This is a genomic window from Thalassolituus hydrocarboniclasticus, from assembly GCF_025345565.1.
GTDB classification, from domain to species: Bacteria; Pseudomonadota; Gammaproteobacteria; order Pseudomonadales; family Oceanobacteraceae; genus Venatoribacter; species Venatoribacter hydrocarboniclasticus.
Genome location: NZ_CP054475.1, coordinates 2881442 through 2904572, shown reverse-complemented (window position 1 = coordinate 2904572; position 23131 = coordinate 2881442). Strand labels below are relative to the sequence as shown.

Below are 23131 nucleotides of genomic sequence, written 5' to 3'. Positions count from 1 at the left end.
GTTATGGCAATTAATGAAGTCGGTAATAACACTGCTGCGCTGGATCAGTACCGCAAGCCCAGCAATACCGCAGAGCCGAAAGAGAATGAACTGGGTCGTGATGCGTTTCTGGAGCTGATGGTTGCACAGCTGAACAATCAGAACCCGCTGGAGCCGACCGATAACCAGGCCTTCGTGGCGCAGCTGGCGCAGTTTTCCACGGTGGAGGGGATCGACAAGCTCAATACCACCAGTGAAAGCATGATGTCGCGTTTTAACTCGGCGTCTGCATTGCAGGCATCCAGCCTGGTTGGTCAGTCGGTCATTGTTGAAGGTAATGAAACCGGCCTGCTGCTCAGCGGTGGCGTGGTCAGTGGTTACACCGATGTTCCGGAAAGCGCCAGTAACCTGCAGCTGAGTATTGAAGATGAAAATGGCGTGCTGCTGGAGCAGATTCCGCTGGGCAACCGCCCTGCAGGCTCGATGTCAGTACGTTGGGATGGTCTGAATATGATGGTCGATGGCGAAATCATCGATCTCGACATCGATAAGCTGAATCGTCAGGAATATTACAAAGACGAAGAAGGCGAGCTGGTACTGGATGCTAACGGCGACAAGATTCCTGTGCCGTATCCGGCCGGTGAATACGTATTCAAGGTTACCGGCACCATGGGCGGTAAATCAGAAGAGTTGGGAATGCAGATGAGCTCACGGGTCGACAGCGTCACCATGAGCGGCAGTGGAACGGTCATTCTGAATCTGGCGGGCGGTCGCAGTGCCTCGCTGGATCAGATTAAACAGATTCTGGATGAGTAGTTCGGAACGGGCAACGGAGACTAGATTATGGCTTTTAATATTGGTTTAAGTGGTATTCGGGCTGCCTCGACCGACCTTGAGGTAACAGGTAATAACATTGCCAACGCCAGTACCACCGGCTTTAAACAATCACGGGCGGAATTTTCCGACGTGTACACCACCACCCTGCTGGGCACCGGCATTAAGCCGGTCGGCAGCGGTGTTATGGTGGATAACGTCCGCCAGCAATTCAGTCAGGGGAATATCAGTGGCACAGAGAGTGCGCTGGATATGGCTATCGACGGCAATGGCTTCTTTGTACTGGAAGATCGCGGCAGCGTGTCTTACACCCGTTCCGGTATTTTTTCCCTCGATAAAGACGGCTATGTGGTCGCCAATAATGGGTCACGCCTGCAGGGTTATGCCGCGAATGAAAATGGTGTGGTTAATGGTGTTCTGGGGGATATCCGAATCCAGGTTGCCAACCAGCCACCACGACTGACCAATCTGGCATCGGCCATTCTGAACCTGAATGCCAGTGAAAAGGTATTGCAGGAGCAGGGCTTACAGCTGGTATCCAACGGTCTGGCGATTGGTGCTGCCGATTCCGGTATTGCTGACTCGACCCGGACAATTCTGGATTCGGCCGGTCAGCCGACGACTGGCGGCACGCCTGCTGCGGTAGCTTTTGATGGTGCGCTGGGTGGTGGTAATACCGTCGCCAACGTTGCCACTGCCGGTACTGTTGGTGGTGAAACCTTTGATGTCGATCTGGGCGATGGTAATGGTGTGCAGACGATCACCCTGCAGGCGATTCCGGCCGGTTCTACTCAGGCAGAAGCCCTGACATTAATCCAGCAGTCAATTGATGCTGTGCTGGGATCGCAGCAGCTGACCGCGACCACCGATGGTACCGGTAATCTGGTATTTGAGCGTGGCGGTTACAGTGCGACCGACGGTTCCAGCTTTGCCTTTAGTAACTCGGCCAGTATGGCGGCCTTTGGTGCGGCTGGTGCGGTAACTGCCGGCACTCAGGGGTCATTGTTGTTTGTTGGCGCAGGCGCACTGACTGCGGATTTCCGCAGTATTCCGGGTACTTCAACCACCACCCGTACTACGGCAACGCCTCCGCTGAGTATTGTCTCTTCCGATCCCGGCCAGTTTGCCCAGCTGACCGCGAGTAACCTCTATGGTGCGCTGGATATCAGCGCCGGTAGCGGTAATGTGCTGGCCTTTGCCATCGCTACCGAAACCGGAGCTACCTATCAGATTAACCTGAGTCAGGCAGCCTGGCAGGGCGCAGCCCCGGGTTCAGGTTATGCCACGCTGAGCATTGCCGATGCCGTGGCACAGATTAATACGCAAATCACCGCTACGGCCGGTGCAGGTAACGAAGAGGTGCTGGCGGTAAACAATGCCGGCCGTATCGAGTTCCAGGTGCAGGCGCCGGCCACTCAGGGCGACTATTTGCAGATTGCCAATAACACGGTGTCTTCCATAGGTCTGAGTCTCGACAGCATCGGTTTCCTTTCCGGTAACCGTTTTGATAATGGCGTTGAGCCGGTGCAGGCAAACAACGTATTCCAGCTGGAAGTGACCAGTACCACGGGTAATGGCGGTGGTCCGTTCAATATCACCATTCCGCCGGCTAACTATGCGTCGCTGGATGATCTGGCGGTAGCGATTCAGCAGCAGATTGATATCTACATCGGTGCTGCCGGTATCGCCGGTAAGGTCTCCGTGGATGCGGTGGGTGGCCAGCTGGTGTTTACCAACACCAATGTTGGTTCCGGTGAAGGTATCTCAGTGACACCAACGGTAGCTGAGCCGCAGGCGGTGGCTGCTCTGGGCTTTGACAGCCTGTTTGTGGTTACCGGTGAGGATGAGGTGGATAAATCCAACAGCTTCCGCATCAACCTGACAGTACCGGCGCCGGATAACGAAAACCGCAGCGGCTCTGTGCTGATTACGCTGGACGAAGAATATCGTTCGGTACAGCAACTGGCGGCCAGCATTAACCGCCAGCTGAACAGTCAGGATGCTGATGGCTATATCGGTGTGCAGGCGGCGGCGGTAGAAATTGAACCGAACGTGGTGCCGCCACAGTATCAGCTGGAGCTGCGCGCCACTGAAGCCGGTGAAGCCTCGATTATCTCGATCAGCAACATCACCGCCTCCGGCCCGGACATCAGCGCCGCTGAGCTGTATGGTCTGCTGCAGGCCAATCCGGCCGACAGCACCCTGCTGACGACCGGTATTGAAGGGGTGAATAACGAGTACCCGGAACAAACCGTTGTGCTGACCAATCCGGACGGTGAAGAAACCGAAATCCTGATTCCTGAGCGCAGTGAAGCCAATGCCATTGTGGCGCTGTTCAACAAGCAGCCGGGTGTGACTGCATCGGCGCTGACCACCATGAACATTCCGCTGTCGGGCTACAACAGTCCTGGCAACGATATGACACTGACGCTGAACGGTCAGGTATTAACCTCTACTTCACTGGAAGATATTGCCGACGAAATTAACTCGTATCGTGGCACCACCTTGCCGGGCTTTAGTGCCGAAATTACCGCAGCCGGTGATCTGGTCATCACCAACGAAATCGGCCGCGATATTAAGCTGAGCATCGACAGTCCGGTGGTATCGGACTCGCTGGTGGTGCAGGGCGCCGATAACACCGGGCCGGTAGTGCTGGGCGGCAGTACCAGTGCTGATCTGTCAGCGGCAGTGGGTGGTGTGGTGACCTTTATCCTGAATGAAAACTACACCCTGAGTCAGCCTGATCCGGTGGTATCCGGTATTTTCGGGGCACTGACTCCGGATGAGTTTACCCCTTACACCCTGAATGCTTTTGATCCGAAAGATCAGGACACCTACAACCACGCCACCTCGATGAATATCTATGACAGCCTGGGTAATACCCATGTGATGACCCAGTACTTCGTTAAGGAACCGGTTGATCCGAGCCGTCCGAACGAGGCCAATCTGTGGGCCATGTATGTTCAGGTGGATGGTTTTGATGTCGGCGATCCGGACCCGACTCTGCCATTCCCGCAGAATCTGGAGCCAACGCCGGCACGTTTTGAGTTGTTCTTTAATCAGGACGGCAGCTTCGATCCGCTGTCGACCGGCGATATTTACATTACTAACTGGGATCCGAAGGATGCCGACGGTAATCCGACCGGCGCCCTGAGTTCGGTAAACGTACTGGAAGGTGGTCTGCCGCTGTCCGATCCGCCAGGCAACTCCAACTTCCAGATTGACCTGAGTGGTTCTACCCAGTTCGGCAGCGCCTTTGCGGTCAACGAAGTGAGCCAGAACGGTTACACCACCGGCCGTCTGACCGGGCTTGAGGTGGATCAGGAAGGGATTATCTTTGCCCGCTTCACCAACGGTCAGGCACAGACGCTGGGGCAGGTGGCGCTGGCCAACTTCCGCAATCCGGAAGGTCTGACGCCACTGGGGGATACATCCTGGGCCGAGTCTTTTGAGTCGGGCGATCCGACGGTGGGCTCGCCACGCACCGCTTCTTTTGGTCAGATCCGTTCATCAGCTCTGGAGGATTCGAACGTGGATTTATCGGAAGAGCTGGTCGGTCTGATCATTGCCCAGCGTAACTTCCAGGCCAGTGCCAAAACCATTGAAACCACCGACCAGGTCACTCAGACCATTCTGAATATCTGATGACTGTCCGGCGGCAAGCCTCTTCCCCTCTGGCGGAAGAGGCTGCCGTTTTTCCCACGCTTTTTCCGCTCCGATACCGTCAATAAATCATAAGTCATTGAAAATAATGGTTTTTATGGTTTTGGCACGTCCTCTGCAATGTTTCCTGTAACTCATTCGGTAAGGTGGATTTTCCGCCTTACCTGCAAGAACAGAGGCAGAACTATGGACCGCGCTTTATACATTGCCATGTCAGGTGCCAAGCAAAATACGCTGGGGCAGGCCGCACACGCCAACAACCTGGCCAATGCCAGTACCACAGGCTTCCGCTCGGACTACACCCAGAGCCGGGCGATGGGGGTTTTCGGCGATCACTTTCCAACCCGTGCCTATGCCATGACCGAACGTCCGGCCAGTGATTTCCGTCAGGGTCCGCTGGTCGAAACCGGCAACCGCATGGACGTGACTATTGAAGGTGATGGCTGGTTTGCTGTGCAGGGACCGGATGGCCAGGAGGCTTATACCCGTGCCGGCGATCTGAGCGTTGATGCCGATGGCCGTCTGGTAAATGGCAGCGGTCTGCAGCTGATTGGCGATGGCGGGCCTGTGGTGCTGCCAGAGTTTCAGAGTATTGAAGTCAGTCGCGCCGGTATCGTGACGATTCAGCCCTTGGGGGAAAACCCGGCGGCGGTCGCTGAACCGGTGCAGCTTAAGCTGGTGCGTCCGGATCTGCAGGCGCTGGAAAAAGGCGAAGATGGCCTGTTCCGTTTCCGTGATCCGGCCACACCGCCAGCAGTCGCCGACCCGAATATCACTCTGGTGAATGGTTTTGTTGAAGGCAGCAATGTTAATGCGGTCACAGAGCTGACCAGCCTGATCGCCCTTAACCGGCAGTACGAAATGCAGGTAAAACTGATGAAACGGGTGGATGAAAATACCGCCGCCACTACACAACTTCTGGCTAACCAGTAACAGGAGCTGACCTATGTTAAATGCACTTTGGGTAAGTAAAACCGGACTGGAAGCACAGGACCTGGCACTGACCACGGTATCTAACAACCTGGCCAACGTATCCACCACCGGCTTTAAAAAAGACCGCGCGGTATTTGAGGATCTGCTCTACCAGATTCAGCGTCAGCCCGGCGCCAATTCCTCGGCCGACAGCCGTTTGCCTTCAGGCCTGCAGCTGGGTACCGGTGTACGTACCGCCGGTACGCAAAAGATTTTCACCACCGGCTCCCTGCAGCTGACTGATCAGCCGCTGGATATGGCGATTAACGGTCGTGGTTTTTTCCAGATCGCGATGCCGGACGGCACCATTGGTTATACCCGTGACGGTACCTTTCATATCAACAATGAAGGGGTGGTGGTGAACGTGAACGGTTATCCGCTGGAACCGCAGATCACCATTCCGGAGCAGACCAACCAGCTCACGGTCAGTAAAGACGGTATCGTGCAGGCCACCCTGTTTGGTGATCCGACGCCGCAGGAGCTGGGCCAGATTGAAACCGTCGATTTTATTAATCCGGCGGGCCTGCAGGCGGTGGGCGGTAATGTGTTTTACGAAACCGCCGCCAGTGGCGCGCCGCAGGTAGGCGTACCGAATGAAGAAGGCTTTGGTACGGTAGAGCAGGGAGCACTGGAAAACTCTAACGTTGAAGTGGTGGAAGAGCTGGTAAAAATGATTACCGTGCAGCGTTCCTACGAAATGAATTCGAAGGTCGTATCCGCCGCCGATCAGATGCTGCAGTTCCTGACGCAGAACGTGTAAGGAGGTTGTTATGAATACGCAGTTTTTATCCCGTACAACCCTGATGCTGGCGATGCTCTCCCTGTTGCAGGCCTGTACTTCCGTGCCTTTGGAGCCTGAAGTGTACCCCGATGATCCGGATTACGCGCCGGTTTCGGCTGAAAGTCTGCAGCCACCACCAATGGCCAATGGTTCTTTATTTCAGGCGCGCTACAGTTTTGGCCTGTACACCGACCAGCAGGCGCGTCGGGTCGGCGATATTATTACGGTGATTTTTGATGAGCAGTATCAGTCATCAAAATCGGCGCAAACCAAATCGGATAAAACCTCCAGTAACAGCATTGTGCCTAACAGTGTGATGGGTACAGTGCCCGGCTGGAAAAATCTGGGGCTGGATTCTGATACCTCGGCTGACCGTAAATTTAACGGCAAAGGTGAAGCTGACCGCTCTAACAGTCTGAGTGGCCAGATTTCGGTTTCGGTCGCGGAAATTATGCCTAACGGTATTTTACGTATCCGCGGTGAAAAATGGCTGACCCTGAGTGAAGGGGAAGAATATATCCGCATCAGTGGTCTGATCCGGCCGCAGGATATAACGCCAGATAATACCGTTTCATCAAGTAAAGTGGCTGATGCCCGTATTTCCTTTGGTGGTCGTGGCAATCTGAATAATGCGACCAAGCAGGGTTGGTTTGACCGCATTCTTAATTCGCCCTGGTGGCCACTGTAAGCCGGCCGAGGAGAAAAACGATGTTACGTTTTCTGAGTTGTCTGTTTGTGGTGTCGGTTGTTCTGACACCGGCCGTACAGGCTGAACGTATTAAAGATATCACCAGTATTTCCGGTGTGCGTACCAACCAGCTGGTGGGTTACGGTCTGGTGGTGGGGCTGGATGGGACCGGTGATAAAGCACCGTTCACCACTCAGACTTTCCGCAACATGATGGCCGAATTCGGCATTACTTTGCCGGCCGGCGTCGATCCGAAATTAAAGAATGTGGCGGCGGTATCGGTTACTGCAGAATTACCGGCCTTTGCCAAGCCCGGACAGCGGGTGGATGTTACCGTTGCTTCATTAGGTAATGCCAAAAGCCTGCGTGGTGGCGCACTGATGTTTACGCCGCTGAAAGGTGCTGACGGTAATATCTATGCGGTTGCTCAGGGGAATCTGGTGGTGGGTGGTTTTGGCGCTGAAGGTAACGATGGTTCAAAAATTACCGTAAATGTACCCAGTGTTGGCCGTATTCCTAACGGTGCTTCTGTGGAGCAAACTGTACCCAGCAATTTTTCCCGTGGCGACAGCCTTATTTTTAACCTCGATCAGCCGGACTTTACTACCGCACGGGCTATGGTTGAACGCATTAATAACTTACTCGGACCAGGCACCGCTGAAGCACTGGATGCAACCTCAATCCGTGTCAGTGCGCCGCGCGATACCAGTCAGCGCGTCAGTTATTTATCCATTATTGAAAATCTGGAAATTGAAACCGGTAAAGAGCGGGCCAAGGTTATTATTAATTCCCGCACCGGTACTATTGTTATCGGCCAGAATGTGATGATTGAGCCGGTGGCGGTTACCCACGGCAGCCTGGTGGTAACCATTACCGAAGATTTTCAGGTTGCTCAGCCCAATGCCCTCGCCGATGGCGAAACCGTGGTGGTGCCGCAGACCAATATTAATATCGACAACGGTGGTGATAGCCGTATGTTTAAATTTGGTCCCGGTGTATCCCTCGACAGTATTGTGAAAGCCGTGAATGAAGTAGGGGCTGCGCCCGGTGATTTAATGGCTATTCTTGAAGCAATGAAGCAGGCCGGTGCGTTAAAGGCTGAATTGATTGTTATCTGATACTAGGGCCTGTTAACACTAAGTGAATCGGGCCTGCTGAGAGCCAGTTTTTCTCAGAACAAGGAGAGAGGAGTGATATTAGCGGGCTAAATGAATGACGAACGACGACGTTAATGGGGAAAACTGGCCTCAGCCCGAAGGGTTATGGCTAAAAATCCCTCATCCTGCGTTGCTGTTCGTTTGCTTAACCCGTTAGGCAACACTCTCAGCGCCTTGTCTGAGGAATTTTTGGCCGATAACAGACCTGTTTAATTAGTGTTAACAGGCCCTAATAAACATAAGAGAACACGAATATGAGTGCTGAATTGTTTGAGCAGGTAAAAAGCCTGTCTCTGGAGCTCCGTTCGCTGATTCGTCAGGGGGTTCGAGAGGGGGTCGATGAACGGATTCAGCGGCGTAATGAGTTATTACAGCAGTGGTTTTCCCAGATCAGTGAGCTGATTGATATGACCAACGAGCAGCAGTTATTTCTGGAAAATTTACTGCAGGAAGAACAGCTGCTGCTGGAAGATCTGCAGCAGGAGCAGAAAGGCATCGCCAGCCGCCAGAGCGGCAAGAAAAAGCTTTCCCAGTACCAACAGTTGCCACACTGAAGCATAGATCTGGCTCCCACGCTCTGCGTGCCAGCTTGTGCTGACATCGTTGTATTTTCACGCAGAGCTTATGCCTTTTAGTCTGTTCACATCTGGCTCCCACGCTCTGCGTGGTAGCTTTGCTGACATCGTTGTATTTTCACGCAGAGCTTACGCCTTTTAGTCTGTTCACATCTGGCTCCCACGCTCTGCGTGGTAGCTTTGCTGATATCGTTGTATTTCCATGCAGAGCTTACGCTTTTTCCCACCAATAAAATCGCTGATGCGGAAATACACCGCGAACTCCCACTGGTAATAGTGGCAAGCATCTTGCAGTTTCCCTGACAAAGGAGATTGCCATGATCCAGACACAACCACAGAGCGCCCATATTTATACCGACCTGAATGCTATTCAGGATATCCGTACACTGGGTAAAGACGATAAAAACGCCGCGCTGATGGAAGTTGCCAAGCAGTTTGAATCGATGTTTCTGAACATGATGATGTCGTCTATGCGTGACGCCAATAAAGTGTTCGAAGAAGACTCGATGTTCAATTCTCCGGAAACCGATTTCTACCGCAAAATGTATGATGATCAGATGGCGCTGTCGCTCTCCGGCCAGCAGGGCATGGGGCTTTCGCAGGTTATCTATCGTCAGCTGATGACCAATTACGGTGACAACAAAAATGACGCCCAGCAGCTGGATCAGGGTAAGTTATTTGATCGTCGCGCCCGCTCTCCGTTATCGATGGTTGCTCCTTCTCATGTTACGGCGCTCAACGCAACGATGGATGCCGTTGATGCTGAATTGCATCAGCTTCGCCCTCGGGCTCAGTCTGCGGTTACCGGCAGTTCAGATTCAGTTGCTGCGGCAGCCAGCGGCAGCGGTAATAAAGGGCAACAGTTTGCCACTCCGGCAGAGTTCGTTGCCGCTCTTTATCCGCTGGCCGAAAAAGTCGGCGCTGAACTGGGTGTTGAGCCAAAAGCCATCGTTGCTCAGGCCGCACTGGAAACCGGTTGGGGAAAATACATGATCAGTGATGATCAGGGTCGTAACAGTTTTAATTTCTTTGGTATTAAAGCGGACAGCCGCTGGCAGGGTGAGCGTGTGGATGTGATTACCCATGAATACCGCGACGGCCTGGCCGTAAAAGAGCGGGCACCATTTCGTTCTTATTCGTCGATGGAAGAAGGCGTTCGTGATTATGCCAACTTCCTGCAGGGTGCTGAACGTTATCAGCAGGCTATCGGTCAGAACCTGGGCGCCGGGCATTATGGCTATGCCCTGCAGCAGGCCGGTTATGCCACCGATCCACAATACGGAGCGAAAATTCAGCGTATATCACAAAGCAGCACACTGAATTCCGCTCTCGAACAACTGCGTGCCGACGCAGCACTGAGCGGAGGCCGCAACGATGGCTAGTATTCTTGAAATTGGTATTTCCGGTCTGCGCGCCAGTCAGACGGCATTGACCATCACCGGCCATAATATTACCAATGCCGGCACAGAGGGCTACAGCCGCCAGGTGATCGGCCAGAGTGCCGTCAGTCCGCAGAATAAAGGCGGTGTCTGGGTCGGTTCAGGCGTTAATGTCGATACGGTTAACCGTGTTTATGATCAGTTTCTGACTGAGCAACTCTGGCGTGATACCTCGACCTTTAATGGCTTTGATACGCTGGCTTTAAACGCAGAACAGATCGACAGCTTACTTGCAGATTCCGGCACCGGTGTGCAGCCGGGGCTGGAGCGTATGTTTTCTGCCCTGCAGGCCGTGGTGGATGATCCGTCGTCGTTGCCGGGGCGTGCGGTTCTGGTATCGGAGAGTAATGGTCTGGTTGATCGTTTTACTTCTATCAGTGATCGTCTGTACGCGCAGAACGAAATTATTAATGGTCAGATGGAAGTGATGGTCGGGCAGATTACTACCATCGCCGAAGGCATTGCAGAGCTGAATGAGCAGATTCAGTTTGCCACCGCATCGGCCAATGGTATCGAACCCAGCGATTTACTGGATGCCCGTGACAAACTGGTTAAGGATCTGTCCGAGCTGGTTAAGGTCAACGTAGTTGAGCAGGACGATTCGGTCTGGAACGTCTTTATCGGTAATGGTCAGGCGCTGGTTATTGGTAATGATTACAACGAAGTATTTACCGATGCCGGTGGTTCTGATCCGTCACGTTCAGATCTGTATTTCCGCAAAGGTGATGTTATTCAGAATGTCACTGACGAGATTGTTGGTGGTCAGCTGGGCGGAACACTCGAATTCCGTAATGAAGTTCTGGATCCGGTACTGAATGGTCTCGGTCGTCTGGCTCTGGTGATTAATCAGACCTTTAATGAACAGCATAAGCTGGGCATCGATTACGACGGTAAAATGGGTGAAAACTTTTTTACCGATATAAATACGCCGGAAAAAACCTATAACCGCGTGTTGGGTGATAGTCAGAATGCCCGGCCCAATGATCGTCTGCTCAGTGTGCATATTAAAGATGCCGGAGCGTTAACCATCAGTGAATATCAGGTGGAATTTCCCGGCCCTGATGATTACACCTACCGCATTAAACGCCTGGATGACGATAAAATCGTCAGCAGCGGAGCACTGACGGGCAGTTTTCCGGATTCTGTAGAAGTCGATGGTTTTGAAATCCGTTTTGAAGACGGCAGCTTTCAGGCTGGCGATGATTTCCGCATTATGCCGACCCGTAACGAATCCAGCAAAATTAAGGTTAATATTACCCGCCCTGAACAGGTTGCGGTTGCGTCCCCTATCGTGACCGACTCGGCTATTGGTAATCGTGGTAATGCAGCCATTTCTCAGGGCGGAGTGTATGACATTAATACTCCGTATTTTTCCCGTGAAGGTGAGCTGACACCGCCACTGCTGATCCGGTTTACCTCACCGACAACTTACGATGTGCTGGATAACACCGACCCGGGTAAACCGATTCCGCTGTTCCCGCCATTAATGAATCAGACTTACGTACCGGGTATCAGCAACTCAATTCTGCCCGCCGATGAAGGCAAAACAGCCTTTACCAGCTTTGGTGGTTACCTGCCGGTTAATACAACCTATCAGGCGCCACCACCGGCGGCTAATATATTGCCTCAGAATGGCTTTTTCCCGGAGCGTATTGTTATAAGTCATACCGATCCGGTCAGTGGCAAAGTAACAACACAACCCACGCTGATTACCAAAGCGAATGCTTCTGCCAGAGAAATTGCCGAGCAATTAAGTAAGCGCGAGGGGATTGAAGCTCTGGCGCGGACAACGGTTGAGCTGAGTGATTTCAGCGGTGATGCGAATCCTTTTCAGCCGATGACGTTCAGTCTGAACGGAATTGTTCTGACCGATACCCTTGGCCCGAATCAGACCAAGTACGATGCCAGTTACCCGCAAGAAGTACCCGACCCGGTAACACCAGATTTTATTGCCGACCGTATTAACAGTAACCGTGATCTGCAGGACCTGGGTATTGTCGCGCGCAGTGATGGCAGCAAAGTGGTTATAACGGCACTGAATGGTGATGACGTCAATCTGGAGATATCCGGAGATAACGGCGATGGTTTCAGCGTCAGTAACGGCCAGGACATTATCTTGCGTGAAACCGGCGAAGCGCCATTTACGCCACTGACTGAGTACGATGGCTATGACTTCAGTGAGGGTGGTCCTTACACCTACGAATTTGATGTTCCGGGACAGGGCACCTTTAACATTGAACTGACAGACACCTATGCAACGGGTGTTGAAGTCGTCGATGCCATCCGTACCCAGCTGGAAAATGCCGGTTTTACCTTCTCCGGCAATCTGGATGTGGATATTGATGAGCGCGGCACCATCAGCTTTCAGCCGCGCCTGCCGATGAATGCTACCGGTGTTCATGGCTCATCGAAAATATCCATGGGTGGACAGATCAAAGTGATTGCCGATCCCGGTTACAGTCTGGATATCGAGCCGCCGGGTAATAATTTGTTCGCCGAGAATCCGGTGGGCGAACCAGTGCATTTTGGTTTCGATGTTGAAATCAGTGGTCTGGCACAAAGTGGTGACGAATTTACCGTTGGATTTAATACCGACGGAACTTCAGACAGCCGTAATGGTGTGGCTCTGGCTGCACTGCAGAATGAAGACACGGTGGCCGGAAATACCAGCTATTCGGAATCCTATTCCCGCTTGGTGGAAGAAATTGGTTCAGTTACCAGTCGAGCGCAGATTAACCGCGATTCCAGTGAAGTACTGTTACGGAATTCTGAGGGGGCAGTAACCAGTCTGTCCGGCGTGAACCTCGATGAAGAGGCCGCAGCCCTGATTAAGTACGAACTGGCTTATAACGCCAGTGCGCAGGTAATTCAGGTAGCACGCAGTATTTTTGATACCTTGATTTCGACTTTCCGCTAAGGTTTGCCAGGAGATTACTTATGCGTATCGCAACATTGCAGAGTTTTAATACCGGGCTTAATGGCATTCTTGATAATCAGTCGGCGGTCAATAAAACCCAGCAACAGGTTTCCAGTGGCCGGCGTGTACTGACACCGGCAGACGATCCTATTGCCGCAACCAAAATTCTGCAGCTGCAGCAGGATCAGGCATTGCGGGATCAGTACAACCGCAATATGACTGCGGCCGATAACCGCCTGAAACTGGAAGACGCAACTCTGGGCTCGGTTACCGATAACCTGACCCGTCTGAAAGAACTGACGGTTAAAGCCGGTGGCGGTTCTCTGACCCTTACCGATCGGCAGGCGATCGCCGCCGAGGTGTATCAGATTCAGGAAGCTCTGGTTGATTTATTTAATACCCGTGATGCCAATGGTGAATATGTATTCGCTGGTTTTAAGGGGGGGGACGCTCCCTTTGTTAAAAATGACAGCGGACGCTATGACTACAAAGGTGATGAAGGACAACGTTTTCTCACTATTGGAGCGTCCACTAATGTTGCAACCGGGGACAACGGTAAAAGTCTTTTTGTTGATGTGGAAGCATCTAAGAATACCTTTACCACTGAGTTAAATCCTCTCAACAAAGGCACCATGCGTATCAGTCCGGGATTTGTTGTTGATGAGGAAAAATATGCAGATTTTTACCCTGATGACCTGATTATTACGTTTAATCCGGAATCCTCCATTACTCCTGCAGGGCCGAATTACACCGTTCGCCGTGCTTCCGATAACCGGGTTGTCGAAGGTATGAGCAATCAGGCATACAGCCCGGGTACCGATGTGGTGGTTGCCGGTATTACGATTACCCTCAATGGCGACCCTGAGCCGGGTGATGAAGTACTGGCTAAGTCGACGCCCAAGCAGAGTATCACTGACACTATCTTCCGCCTGACCGCTGGCCTGAATACGCTGGAAGATAATGTGGTGGATTCGGAAACTCTGGATATTCTTATTGAAGATACCCTCACCAATCTGGCGTTTGCTCAGTCATCGGTGTCTGAAATCCGCAGTCAGGTAGGTGCCCGGCTGAATGTTGTGGATAACACCCGCAATCTGTCGGCGGATGTCGGTCTGGTTAACAAAGAAGTACTGTCAAAACTGTCGGATGTTGATTTTGCTGAGGCGGTAAGCCGCCTGTCACTGCAGAGCTTTCTGTTGGAAGCGGCGCAGCAAAGCTATACCACCATCTCAAGGTTGTCATTGTTCAATCAGCTGTAGTAGCTTGGTACTTATAGTCACCGGTTCCGCTATGGCGTTCCAGGAGAGTCATAATGTTTGATAACAAGGTATTGCTTGTCACCGGAGGAACGGGGTCGTTTGGCCATGCTTTTGTGCCGATGACTCTGGAAAAATATAACCCGAAAAAGATCATCATCTTTTCCCGTGATGAAATGAAACAATGGGAAATGGCAAAGATGTTTGCCGGTGACAAGCGGGTACGGTTTTTTATCGGTGATGTGCGGGATAAAGACCGGTTATACCGGGCGCTGGATGGTGTTGATTATGTGATTCATGCCGCTGCGACGAAAATTGTACCAACCGCTGAATACAACCCCTTTGAATGCATCAAGACCAATATTAATGGCGCAATGAATGTCATTGATGCCTGTATCGATCATGATATTAAAGGCTGTGTCGCTCTGTCGACCGATAAAGCCAGTTCGCCGATTAATTTATACGGTGCGACCAAGCTTGCATCCGATAAATTATTTGTCGCATCCAATTCCTACTCTGGTGAGCATGGCACACGGTTTTCCGTGGTCCGGTATGGCAACGTAATGGGTTCCCGTGGCTCAGTGATTCCATTCTTTATGTCTATCCGGGACAAGGGTGTCCTGCCGGTTACCGACGAGCGCATGACACGCTTTATGATTTCTCTGGATGAAGCGGTCAAACTGGTGTGGCATGCCTTTGAAGATATGGTTGGCGGTGAAATCTATGTCAAAAAAATTCCGTCCATGAAAGTCACTGACATTGCCAGAGTAGTAGCACCGGAAGCCGATATCGAGTTCGTTGGCATTCGCCCGGGTGAAAAATTGCATGAACAGATGATTGGCGTTGAAGATTCTTACCATACCTATGAGTATGACGAGCACTTTAAAATTTTACCGGCAATCAACGACTGGGATCACTGCCCAAGCCGGATTAAAAATGGCGTTAAAGTTCCTGAAGGTTTTGTCTATGCCAGCGATAATAACCAGGAATGGATGACGGATGAGGAACTCTCTGACTGGATTGATCAACACCGGGATAAAATCGGAAACCTTTGATAATGATTCCATATGGCCGTCAGGATATTAATCAGCAGGACATAGATGCTGTTGTTGATGTTTTACAATCAGATTTTCTGACTCAGGGGCCTCAGGTGCCTCTGTTTGAAAAAGCATTAACTGATTATACCGGTGCTGCTTATGCAGTGGCGGTTAACAGTGCGACTTCGGCGTTGCATCTTGCTTGTCTGGCACTGGATGTTGGCCCAGGTGACTATGTCTGGACATCGCCGGTGACCTTCGTTGCTTCGGCCAATTGTGCTTTATATTGTGGTGCTCAGGTTGATTTTGTCGATATCGATGAAAAAACATACAACCTGTGTCCGCTCGCGCTTGAACAGAAACTGATTCAGGCAGAGCAAAAGGGCATGCTGCCCAAAGTAGTGGTGGCTGTTCACCTCTGTGGTCAACCCTGTGATATGGCTGCAATAAACCGGCTGGCCGAACGTTATGGCTTCCGGGTTATTGAAGATGCATCCCATGCAATTGGTGGGCAATACCAGAATCAGCCAATCGGCAGTGGCCGTTACAGTGATATTACGGTTTTTAGTTTCCATCCGGTAAAAATAATCACAACCGCAGAAGGCGGTGCCGCGCTGACCAATTCATCTGTACTGGCAGAAAAATTAATGCTGCTGCGCAGCCACGGTATTACCCGTGATCCGGCGCACATGACCAGAGAGCCGGATGGTCCCTGGTATTATCAGCAGATAGCACTCGGTTTTAACTATCGTATGACTGAGTTACAGGCTGCTCTGGGAGTCAGTCAGATGCAGCGGCTTGACCAGTTTGTTGCACGCCGGCACGAACTGGCACATCGTTACAACAAATTATTGGCTGATCTGCCGCTAACAACGCCCTGGCAAAACCCCGACGGTTATTCCGGGTTGCACCTGTACGTGATCCGATTGCAGTTGGAAAATATCAACAAGACTCATCGACAGATATTTGAAGCACTGCGCGAGCAGGGTATAGGAGTGAACCTGCACTATATACCGGTGCATTTGCAGCCATTTTATCAGGCCATGGGGTTTTGCAACGGAGACTTTCCTCAGGCGGAGCGCTATTACCAGCAGGCGATCAGTCTGCCTATGTATCATACACTGACAGAAGAACAACAGGATTCCGTTGTTCAGGCCGTTACGGATGCATTGCTATGAAGGTAGCTGTAATTCCTGCCCGTGGTGGCAGTAAGCGCATTGCTAAAAAAAATATCCGGCCATTTTTTGGCAAACCGATTATGGCCTGGTCTGTTGAGGCAGCGCGTGCCAGTGGCTGCTTTGATCGAATTATTGTGTCGACCGATGATGCAGAAATCGCGGCTGTAGCCAGGAGTCTTGGTGCCGAAGTGCCTTTTACCCGCCCGGCGGAGTTGGCAACGGATCAGGCGGCGACCATTCCGGTTGTGGCTCATGCGATTAACTGGCTTAAGCAACAGGGTGAAGAGCCGGAACAGGTCTGCTGTATTTATGCTGCAGCGCCTTTTATTTCTGCCGCTGATATTCAGCAGGCGGAGACTGTTTTACGCGACAGCAGCGTCAGTTATGTGTTTCCTGTTGCCAGTTTTCCCTCGCCTGTACAGCGTGCCCTCAGGATTCTGCCTTCCGGGCGGGGCGAGATGTTTAATCCGGAGTTGTTTGTTAAGCGCTCGCAGGAACTTGAAGAGGCTTATCATGATGCCGCGCAGTTTTACTGGGGAACAGCAGATGCCTGGCTGCAGGAAAAAATGATCTTTTCCACCGATTCTGTGCCACTGGTTATTCCCCGCTATCGGGTACAGGACATTGATACGGAAGAAGACTGGCAGAGAGCTGAGTACCTGTTCCGTGCCATGCAGGAAATGCAGGCATTTTCCGGAACGCAGGGTTAAATACGCTGATGAATCCGCCGATGAGTACGCCTGTTACGAGCCGTATGAGAGTATTAATCAGGGCCGATGCTTCTGAGGCCATAGGTCATGGTCACATCATGCGCTGTCTGACTCTGGCCGCTGCTTTAGCCAAAGCCGGAGCTGAATGCCGGTTTATCTGCCGCGAATTACCGGGGCACGCTCAGGCGTTAATCAGCCGCTATGGTTTTGCGGTTGATCTGATTCCGGGGGCTGAGCTTTCTTCTGCTGAAGCCATTGCAGAAGATGCAAAGCTTACGCTGCAGCCCGCAGGATTATGGCAACCCCATTGGGTTATTGTTGATCATTATGAACTGAATGCGGAGTGGCAGTCTGCGCTTAAAAGCACTGGTTGTCGTTTGCTTGCTCTGGATGACTGGCCGCACCGGCAGCATCAGAGTGATCTGTTACTGGATCAGAATCTGGCCGCCGATGCAGAGGCTTATTCCGTCTGGACTGACAGCACTTGCCGGATCTTGACGGGTGCCCGTTTTTCTTTGCTGCGCCCGGAATTTATGCGCAAAAAAGTGAACCGTATTTACTCAGGACATAGTCAGCTGAAAATCCTGATTAACCTTGGTGGTGCTGATTTACCGGGTTACAGCGCTGATATCGTTGAGCAATTGATGCCTCTGGCGCAACGCCTGAATCTGCAGCTGGTTGTTCTGGTCAATCAGTGTTCGGTTTCCCATACGCAGATCGCAGAAAAAATAACCGCAGGGTATTACCCCTTCGCAGTGCAATTGCAATCTTATTGTCAGGATATGTGCACACTCTATGACAGCGTCGATCTGGCAATTGGTGCCGGTGGCAGTTCAACCTGGGAGAGAGCAAGCCGTGGTTTACCAACAGCGCTGGTTGTCATCGCGGATAATCAGCAGGCGACGGCACAGGCTGCGGTCAGTGCGGGAATGGCAGTCAATATCGGTGATTTTACCTGTTCAGCAAAGCTTGACCTTCCTGCACTGGCTGACGTTCTGAAAAATCCACAGCAGTTACAGCATATGAGTCAGTGTGCAGCTGCATTATTTGATGGCTGTGGGGCAGAGCGCATTGTGCGGGAGATGTTGCTTAAAAGCCGCCAGGATTTGCAGCTAACAGCAGCACGGCCACAGGATTGCACGCTGTTTTATCAGTGGCAGAAAGAGCCTGGTGCCAGACGATTTTTCCGTAATCCACAGGTACCGGTCTGGTCTGATCACCGCTCATGGTATCTCAAGGTTTTACCCAGCCGCAGCGTTATTCTTTATAAGATCATGCTGTGCGGAATGGCGGCGGGTTATATCCGTCTGGATATTCATAATCGCCGGGATGCTGAAATATCGGTACTTGTAACGCACAGGTTTCAGGGACTTGGTCTGGCTGCAAGCGCCCTGAATCTTTGTGCCTCTGTGCATTCAGAACGCCGTTTATATGCGGCTATAAAAAATGGCAATTATGCGTCGCGCCGCAGTTTTCGCCGTGCCGGATTCCGGCCATCAGGAAAAGAAATGTATGTCAGATATCAGTAATAAACCCCGTATTCTGATCAGCGCTGCCGCCTCACCTGCCGCCGCCTCGCTGGTACAGCATCTGCGCTCAAAGGGCTATTACATTATAGGAATGGATGCCAATGAGTATGCCGCGCCTTTGGGGGCGGCTATGTGCGATGAGTTTGTACTTTCGCCCATGGCGACAGACAGTGGTTATCTTCCGTTTCTGGCAAAGCAGCTTGATCGTTGTGATCTTTTCCTGCCCTTTATCGATGAAGAATTGCTGGCGATTGTCAATGCCGGAGCCGGACAGATTCAGAAGAGCAAAATAATGCTGTCTGCTGATCAGAGTATGAAAATTTGTCTGGATAAACTGAATTTTCAGACGTTCTGTGAGCAGAATGATTTAGCCATTGCTCCGCGGGCCATTGGCGTTCCGGCGATATATAAGCCGCGTAACGGTCGTGGCGGAAAAGGCGTAATGCTGGTTGATGATGACGCTGTTTTTTCGGTTCTTTCTGCGAAAGAGCAGGGGATTCTGCAGCAGCAGCTTAAAGGCGTTGAGTACACCGTGGATTGTCTGTTCGGTAAGGAGTCGGCACTGTTGTCTGCGGTTGCCCGTCAGCGTCTTCTGGCAGCCGGTGTATCGACGATTGGCCGTATTGATCAGAATCCGCAGGTACTTGAATTGGTGACCGCTGTCAGTAAGAAGCTGAATTTCCGCGGGCTGGTGAATATTCAGATTATGCTGACAGATGCAGGACCTAAGCTGATCGAAATTAATCCGCGCTTATCCGGAAGTCTGATGTTTACCATACTGGCCGGCGCTGATTTGGCCGATGCTGCTATCCGTCTCTGGCTGAATGATGAACAACCACCGGCATTTACTCTCTCCGAAAAAACCTTCTGCCGTTACTGGAGTGAGTATGTCTACTGATCTTGCCGATAATATCAGGCAGTTATTTATCCATTTGGAGCCTTATCAGGAATGGTTGTTTGATCTTGATAATACCCTGTACGCGCAGGCGGAGTACGACCATTGCATCTTTACTGCGCTGGAGCACTGGCTCGGGCAACAGGGAGAGGCGGTTTCCGGACTGGCCAGAAAAATGTCCGCCGAAAAATTACGATTAGGACCTACCTACCCCCATCTTTTCGATGACGTCTTCGCCGGTTTTAATCTCAGTCCGGATATTGTCAGCCGGGCGATTGAGTTTTACCGTGATGAGCGACCGGCCTTCGTCAGCAAAAATAACCTGATTGCACAGATCAGGGCTAACTTACAGGGGCGGCCTTTGTTTATCGTAACCAACGGGCATACCGCACTGCAGCAGCATAAAGTTAAGTGCCTCGGCCTGGACTCTCTGGCCAGCAAAGTGGTCTATTGTGATAAGTACAATCCGGAGCAACTGAAGCCTTCCCGCTGGGCATGGGACAGATTGCTTGCAGATTACCAGTTCAGCCATCCGCTGTATGTCGGAGATTCTCCGGCAACAGACGGCGGCTTTGCCCGTAATGCGGGCATCGACTATTACCGGTTTGAGTATTCCTATGAACATTAATAATCAGATCATCGGTGCCGATCAACCGCCCTATATTATTGCGGAAATGTCCAATAATCATATGCAGGATATGGATCGTGCCAAAGCCATTATTGACGCGGCGATGAATGCCGGTGCCGATGCGGTAAAAATTCAGACCTATGATGCCGACAGCCTGACCATCGACTGCGACCTGGACGATTTTATTATTAAAGATCCGCTTTGGGCCGGGCAGAGTTATTATCAGCTTTATAAAAATATTGCTGCGCCAAAATCCTGGACGCAGGAGTTATTCCGCTACGCCCGCCAGCAGGGCGTAACCCTGTTCAGTTCACCTTTTGATAAAGAAGCCGTGCGGATTCTTGAAGAAGTTAACTGCCCAGCCTATAAAATTGCCTCATTTGAGGCACAGGACCCTGAATTACTTGCTCATGTTGCCCGTACCGGAAAGCCGGTGCTGGTATCGACCGGCGTCAGCAACTGGAATGAAATTCAGGAAACGCTGCTTTGGCTCAGACAGGCCGGAGCGCAGGATCTGGTATTTCTGCACTGCATCAGCAGTTACCCGGCCAGTGAAGCGGATATGAATCTGAATGTTCTTAAGCGCCTGGCCACTTTACCGGTTATTACCGGGTTATCTGACCACAGCCTGGGCAATACTGCGGTACTTGGTGCTGTTGCTTTAGGGGCGAGAGTTATTGAAAAGCACTTTACCCTGCAGCGCAGCGATGGCGGCCCGGATGCGGAGTTTTCTCTGGAGCCAGAGGAATTCAAATCGATGGCCGTGCAGGCGCGGGCATTATTTCAGGCGCTGGGCAGCGACCGTATTATTGATGCCCCATCCCGTCAGGGCAATCAGCATTCACGTTCGGTTTATTGTGTTAAAGATATTAAAGCCGGTGAGCGTATAAGCGCGGATAATGTGCGCGTCATTCGTCCGGGTTTTGGCCTTAAGCCGAAACATTTACCTGATGTGATCGGTAAAAAAGCCCGCGCCGATATTGCGCGTGGTACGGCTATGAGCTGGGAGCTTCTGGAATGACTGGAATGAAACGGATACTGATTATCGCCGCCCATGCCGATGATGAAGTGCTGGGTGCCGGAGGAATAATCCATCGCTGGGTCAGGGAAGGCAAAGACGTTGCCTGTTTATTTCTGGCTGATGGTGAGACATCGCGTGCCGGTGGCGAAGAGCGCATCGGCCAGCGAACCTGTGGTGCAGAGGCGGCCGCTGCTGTGCTGGGTCATCAGATTCTGGCAACGCTGAACTTTCCCGATAACCGGCTCGATCAGGTTCCTTTGCTGGATATTGTGCAGGCAATTGAACCTCATATTGCTGCTTATGCACCGGATACGGTACTGACTCATTCTGCCGCCGATCTTAATGCTGATCACCGCCGGGCACTGGAGGCAACGCTGACAGCCTGCCGGCCTTTACCCGGCCATCCGGTGCAGCGAATTGCCAGCTTCGAGGTGGTGAGCGCAACCGGCTGGAATCCGGCCAGTGCTGCTTTTAACCCCAATTGCTATATCGCACTGAGTGAGCAGGACTGGAATAAAAAACAGGAAGCTCTGCAGTGTTACGATGCGGAAATGCGGGCATATCCTCATTATCGTTCCTATCAGGCGGTCGATGCGCTGGCGCAGATGCGCGGAGCCAGTGCGGGGGTTGAGCGGGCAGAGGCATTAACTATTTTACGTTGGCTGGAGAACTGAGTATGACGGATCAAAAAACTATCTGCCCGGTGTGTGCCGGCGAACAGTCAGAAACTCTGTTAACACTGAAAAAATTTCCGGTGTATCAGCACCCGGTTCCGGTCGGTGCAACACTGCAGCCACCTTTTGAGGTCGATATTGAATATGGATTATGCTGTGATTGCGGTCAGGCTTATCAGCGGCATTACGATAAATCTGTGCTGGAAAATCTGTATAAACAGCATTACTACACGCCACGACCAGGCCATATAGGAACAAAATTTACTCAGGATTTTGTCGGCTTTTTTAAGGAATTTGTCACCGGGCAGGAGCAACGCTTTCAGAGCGTGCTGGAAATCGGTTGTTCTGCTGCAGAGGTGCTGAGTGAGATTCGCACACTGTATCCGCAGATGGAGTATCTGGGGATCGAGCCAAATGATGAAACACGGGAACAAGCCGAGGGGCAGGGGTTTTGCGTTTATAACAGCTTTTTCAATCGCTCATTTGCAGAAGCGCTGGGGCGGAAAGTGGATATTATTTACAGCCGCCATGTGATCGAACACGTCTTTGACTTTGATGACTATATCGCTGCGGCGTCCATGCTGCTGAATCCCGACGGTGCAATGTTTATTGAAACCCCGGGTCTGGACTGGGCAATCGAACATGAAAGCCGGGCGCCTTTTCATGTTGAGCATGTAAGTCTGTTTTGCAAGCATTCGCTGCAGGTTCTGCTGGCCCGGCATGGCTGGTTTATTCAGAAATATCAGGTATCCGATGTTGGCAACCTTATTGCCTTCTGTACCCGTGACCGTGAGCAGGCACTGAGTTTTTCGGTACCAGAGAATATTGGTCATTTTCAGCAGGGTATTGATGCGCAGAAGCAACGGCTGGCTGAGCAGATTTCCGGACGGAAGATTGCAATGTGGGGAGCGGGTGCCGGCGGCCGGGCATTAATGAGTTTTCTGGATTTTGTCCCGGACGTTATTCTTGATGGTAACCCGAATAAATCAGAAAGAATTTTTGCCGGTTATGAACAATGCCGGATTCAGCCGGCGGAAGAATGGATTGCTCAGAATAAAGACGACGCCAGCCAGTGGATTATGGTGGTCGCGTCGTCCTTCTATGATGAAATTGCACAGTCATTACAGGCTTATGGCTGGCATGGCGATGCAACTTATCCTTATCGTTATTAATACTTATGCTGGAATAGTTCAGCTGT

Annotated in this window: 19 protein-coding genes; all 19 read left to right on the top strand. The window is 51.7% G+C overall.

Features of this window, described 5'->3' with window-relative positions:
• Positions 1 to 3 precede the first annotated feature (3 nt).
• The 19 genes from HUF19_RS12990 to HUF19_RS12900 all read left to right on the top strand — a co-directional run bounded on the left by HUF19_RS12990 (position 4) and on the right by HUF19_RS12900 (position 23105).
• Entirely contained in the window at positions 4 to 795 is a 792-nt protein-coding gene (locus tag HUF19_RS12990) for a flagellar hook assembly protein FlgD (protein WP_260997012.1), read from the top strand.
• Between the two features lie 27 nt (positions 796 to 822).
• Entirely contained in the window at positions 823 to 4458 is a 3636-nt protein-coding gene (locus HUF19_RS12985; protein WP_260997011.1) for a flagellar hook-basal body complex protein, read from the top strand.
• Between the two features lie 204 nt (positions 4459 to 4662).
• Positions 4663 to 5409: a flagellar basal-body rod protein FlgF gene (gene flgF / locus HUF19_RS12980; protein ID WP_260997010.1), complete on the top strand. Its 747-nt coding sequence runs from the start codon at positions 4663 to 4665 to the stop codon at positions 5407 to 5409.
• A gap of 13 nt (positions 5410 to 5422) precedes the next feature.
• Positions 5423 to 6208, top strand: coding sequence for a flagellar basal-body rod protein FlgG (gene flgG / locus HUF19_RS12975; RefSeq protein WP_260974441.1), 786 nt, complete (start codon positions 5423 to 5425; stop codon positions 6206 to 6208).
• Positions 6209 to 6218: 10 nt separating this feature from the next.
• Positions 6219 to 6917, top strand: a complete 699-nt coding sequence (gene flgH / locus HUF19_RS12970; protein ID WP_260997009.1) for a flagellar basal body L-ring protein FlgH — start codon at positions 6219 to 6221, stop codon at positions 6915 to 6917.
• Positions 6918 to 6937: 20 nt separating this feature from the next.
• Entirely contained in the window at positions 6938 to 8035 is a 1098-nt protein-coding gene (locus HUF19_RS12965; RefSeq protein ID WP_260997008.1) for a flagellar basal body P-ring protein FlgI, read from the top strand.
• A gap of 293 nt (positions 8036 to 8328) precedes the next feature.
• Complete coding sequence (locus tag HUF19_RS12960) at positions 8329 to 8628, top strand: hypothetical protein (protein ID WP_260997007.1); 300 nt, start codon at positions 8329 to 8331, stop codon at positions 8626 to 8628.
• 338 nt (positions 8629 to 8966) lie between these two features.
• Positions 8967 to 10031, top strand: a complete 1065-nt coding sequence (gene flgJ / locus HUF19_RS12955; RefSeq protein WP_260997006.1) for a flagellar assembly peptidoglycan hydrolase FlgJ — start codon at positions 8967 to 8969, stop codon at positions 10029 to 10031.
• A complete protein-coding gene (gene flgK / locus HUF19_RS12950; protein WP_260997005.1) occupies positions 10024 to 13005 on the top strand; it encodes a flagellar hook-associated protein FlgK in 2982 nt (993 codons plus the stop codon). Before flgJ ends, flgK begins: the two co-directional genes overlap by 8 nt.
• A gap of 20 nt (positions 13006 to 13025) precedes the next feature.
• Entirely contained in the window at positions 13026 to 14264 is a 1239-nt protein-coding gene (flgL, locus tag HUF19_RS12945) for a flagellar hook-associated protein FlgL (RefSeq protein ID WP_260997004.1), read from the top strand.
• 53 nt (positions 14265 to 14317) lie between these two features.
• Positions 14318 to 15316: a UDP-N-acetylglucosamine 4,6-dehydratase (inverting) gene (pseB, locus tag HUF19_RS12940; RefSeq protein ID WP_260997003.1), complete on the top strand. Its 999-nt coding sequence runs from the start codon at positions 14318 to 14320 to the stop codon at positions 15314 to 15316.
• Positions 15317 to 15318: 2 nt separating this feature from the next.
• Positions 15319 to 16476, top strand: coding sequence for a UDP-4-amino-4,6-dideoxy-N-acetyl-beta-L-altrosamine transaminase (gene pseC / locus HUF19_RS12935; RefSeq protein WP_260999508.1), 1158 nt, complete (start codon positions 15319 to 15321; stop codon positions 16474 to 16476).
• Positions 16473 to 17186: a pseudaminic acid cytidylyltransferase gene (gene pseF, locus HUF19_RS12930; RefSeq protein WP_260997002.1), complete on the top strand. Its 714-nt coding sequence runs from the start codon at positions 16473 to 16475 to the stop codon at positions 17184 to 17186. The genes pseC and pseF overlap by 4 nt, the downstream gene beginning before the upstream one ends.
• Before the next feature lie 98 nt (positions 17187 to 17284).
• Positions 17285 to 18715 (top strand): UDP-2,4-diacetamido-2,4,6-trideoxy-beta-L-altropyranose hydrolase, encoded by a 1431-nt coding sequence (pseG, locus tag HUF19_RS12925; RefSeq protein ID WP_260997001.1) that lies wholly within the window; start codon positions 17285 to 17287, stop codon positions 18713 to 18715.
• Complete coding sequence (locus tag HUF19_RS12920) at positions 18699 to 19613, top strand: ATP-grasp domain-containing protein (RefSeq protein WP_260997000.1); 915 nt, start codon at positions 18699 to 18701, stop codon at positions 19611 to 19613. Before pseG ends, HUF19_RS12920 begins: the two co-directional genes overlap by 17 nt.
• Positions 19603 to 20238, top strand: a complete 636-nt coding sequence (locus HUF19_RS12915) for an HAD family hydrolase (protein WP_260996999.1) — start codon at positions 19603 to 19605, stop codon at positions 20236 to 20238. Before HUF19_RS12920 ends, HUF19_RS12915 begins: the two co-directional genes overlap by 11 nt.
• Positions 20228 to 21259, top strand: a complete 1032-nt coding sequence (gene pseI / locus HUF19_RS12910; protein ID WP_260996998.1) for a pseudaminic acid synthase — start codon at positions 20228 to 20230, stop codon at positions 21257 to 21259. Before HUF19_RS12915 ends, pseI begins: the two co-directional genes overlap by 11 nt.
• A 5-nt stretch (positions 21260 to 21264) precedes the next feature.
• The gene (locus HUF19_RS12905) at positions 21265 to 21933 is read left to right on the top strand and encodes a PIG-L deacetylase family protein (RefSeq protein ID WP_260996997.1); all 669 of its coding nucleotides are present in this window, start codon (positions 21265 to 21267) and stop codon (positions 21931 to 21933) included.
• Between the two features lie 2 nt (positions 21934 to 21935).
• Positions 21936 to 23105, top strand: a complete 1170-nt coding sequence (locus HUF19_RS12900; RefSeq protein ID WP_260996996.1) for a class I SAM-dependent methyltransferase — start codon at positions 21936 to 21938, stop codon at positions 23103 to 23105.
• The last annotated feature ends 26 nt before the right edge of the window (positions 23106 to 23131 follow it).

Coding starts and splice junctions, on each gene's coding strand:
- HUF19_RS12990 (WP_260997012.1), top strand. CDS start 4: ATGGCAATTAATGAAGTCGGTAATAACACTGCTGCGCTGGATCAGTAC.
- HUF19_RS12985 (WP_260997011.1), top strand. CDS start 823: ATGGCTTTTAATATTGGTTTAAGTGGTATTCGGGCTGCCTCGACCGAC.
- flgF (WP_260997010.1), top strand. CDS start 4,663: ATGGACCGCGCTTTATACATTGCCATGTCAGGTGCCAAGCAAAATACG.
- flgG (WP_260974441.1), top strand. CDS start 5,423: ATGTTAAATGCACTTTGGGTAAGTAAAACCGGACTGGAAGCACAGGAC.
- flgH (WP_260997009.1), top strand. CDS start 6,219: ATGAATACGCAGTTTTTATCCCGTACAACCCTGATGCTGGCGATGCTC.
- HUF19_RS12965 (WP_260997008.1), top strand. CDS start 6,938: ATGTTACGTTTTCTGAGTTGTCTGTTTGTGGTGTCGGTTGTTCTGACA.
- HUF19_RS12960 (WP_260997007.1), top strand. CDS start 8,329: ATGAGTGCTGAATTGTTTGAGCAGGTAAAAAGCCTGTCTCTGGAGCTC.
- flgJ (WP_260997006.1), top strand. CDS start 8,967: ATGATCCAGACACAACCACAGAGCGCCCATATTTATACCGACCTGAAT.
- flgK (WP_260997005.1), top strand. CDS start 10,024: ATGGCTAGTATTCTTGAAATTGGTATTTCCGGTCTGCGCGCCAGTCAG.
- flgL (WP_260997004.1), top strand. CDS start 13,026: ATGCGTATCGCAACATTGCAGAGTTTTAATACCGGGCTTAATGGCATT.
- pseB (WP_260997003.1), top strand. CDS start 14,318: ATGTTTGATAACAAGGTATTGCTTGTCACCGGAGGAACGGGGTCGTTT.
- pseC (WP_260999508.1), top strand. CDS start 15,319: ATGATTCCATATGGCCGTCAGGATATTAATCAGCAGGACATAGATGCT.
- pseF (WP_260997002.1), top strand. CDS start 16,473: ATGAAGGTAGCTGTAATTCCTGCCCGTGGTGGCAGTAAGCGCATTGCT.
- pseG (WP_260997001.1), top strand. CDS start 17,285: ATGCGCTGTCTGACTCTGGCCGCTGCTTTAGCCAAAGCCGGAGCTGAA.
- HUF19_RS12920 (WP_260997000.1), top strand. CDS start 18,699: ATGTCAGATATCAGTAATAAACCCCGTATTCTGATCAGCGCTGCCGCC.
- HUF19_RS12915 (WP_260996999.1), top strand. CDS start 19,603: ATGTCTACTGATCTTGCCGATAATATCAGGCAGTTATTTATCCATTTG.
- pseI (WP_260996998.1), top strand. CDS start 20,228: ATGAACATTAATAATCAGATCATCGGTGCCGATCAACCGCCCTATATT.
- HUF19_RS12905 (WP_260996997.1), top strand. CDS start 21,265: ATGAAACGGATACTGATTATCGCCGCCCATGCCGATGATGAAGTGCTG.
- HUF19_RS12900 (WP_260996996.1), top strand. CDS start 21,936: ATGACGGATCAAAAAACTATCTGCCCGGTGTGTGCCGGCGAACAGTCA.